The sequence below is a fragment of the Bradyrhizobium sp. SHOUNA76 genome (genome assembly GCF_023006445.1).
Taxonomy (GTDB): Bacteria; Pseudomonadota; Alphaproteobacteria; order Rhizobiales; family Xanthobacteraceae; genus Bradyrhizobium.
Map to the genome: position 1 here is coordinate 1 of NZ_JALBHA010000944.1, position 1,094 is coordinate 1,094.

Here is a 1,094-nt window from a genome sequence, read left to right on the forward strand (position 1 = left end):
AGTTCAGCCGGCACCGGGGCGCCTTGCGCGGCCGCAAGGTGCGAGCCGGAGAGATGGGCGAGCGGGGTCTGGGTCAGGTCGCGATAGGTGGCATCGAGGCCGGGCGTCGTCTGCTGGAGGCGGTCGACGATGGCGGCGGAAACCTGCCTGGAGACGGAGTGGGGGCCGAGCACGCTGGAGTCGATATGGAGGAGTTTCATTTGGGTCACCCTGGTATATGTTTGTAACCAGAGCTACATGAGTGACTGTAGAAATCCCCGCAAGAACGCACTTTTTTGAGCCATGGGCACATTATTGAAACCTGAGAACACTGATTTGCCTGCCTCGCCGAGGCCAGACGCCAGGTCAGACACGCAGCCGGACCCCAACCACGCGGACTGCCGCGGGGTGGCCTCCGTGCTGTCCCGCGTCGGCGACAAATGGAGCGTGTTCGTGATCATGATGCTCGGCGGCGGGCCGAAGCGCTTCAACGAGCTGAAGCGCATGATCAACGGCATCTCGCAGCGGATGCTGACCTTGACGCTGCGCGGCCTGGAGCGCGACGGCCTCGTCACGCGCACGATCTTCCCGACCATTCCGCCACGCGTCGACTACGAGCTGACCGATCTCGGCCGCGGGCTGTCGCAGCCAGTCGAGGCCCTCGGCAGATGGGCGATGGAGCATCTCGCGCAGATCGAGGCCGCACGGACACGTTTCGATCAGCGCAACGATAACTAGATCAGCGACACCAACCCGCCGCCGTGGCGTTCGAGCTTTCCGGCAAGCTCGAGCTCCAGCAGCACCGTGCGCACGATGGCGGGCGAGGCGCCGGACATCCGCACGAGATCGTCGATCGTAACAGGGGCGGGCCCGAGCAGGCCGGTGATCTGGTCGCGGTCGTGGCCTTGCGGATCGCTCTCGAACGGCTCGCTGTCGGGCTCTTCAGCCGGATGCATCAGCGGGCGCTCCATGATCGGCTGAACCGCGTTGACGATGTCGGCGGCTTCCGTGACGAGCGTTGCGCCCTGCTTGATCAGATCATTGGCGCCGGCGGCGCGCGGATCGAGCGGCGAGCCCGGCACCGCGAACACCTCGCGGCCCTGTTCGGCCGCCAT

At 65.7% G+C, this 1,094-nt stretch carries 2 protein-coding genes and 1 pseudogene; 1 reads left to right on the forward strand and 2 read right to left on the reverse strand.

The window, feature by feature from the left end:
* Positions 1–200 (reverse strand): NAD(P)H-dependent oxidoreductase (locus MOV74_RS38815; protein WP_246932871.1); only part of this gene is annotated, 200 nt, incomplete at its 3' end.
* Between the two features lie 82 nt (positions 201–282).
* Between MOV74_RS38815 and MOV74_RS38820 the strand changes: the two genes are divergently transcribed.
* Positions 283–717 carry a helix-turn-helix domain-containing protein gene (locus MOV74_RS38820; RefSeq protein WP_246932873.1) on the forward strand — a complete coding sequence of 145 codons (435 nt, stop codon included), beginning with the start codon at positions 283–285 and terminating at the stop codon, positions 715–717.
* Here MOV74_RS38820 and MOV74_RS38825 read toward each other — a convergent pair.
* Positions 714–1,094 (reverse strand): annotated as a pseudogene (locus tag MOV74_RS38825) (DNA-protecting protein DprA); the annotation flags it as partial. The gene MOV74_RS38820 and the pseudogene MOV74_RS38825 overlap by 4 nt on opposite strands.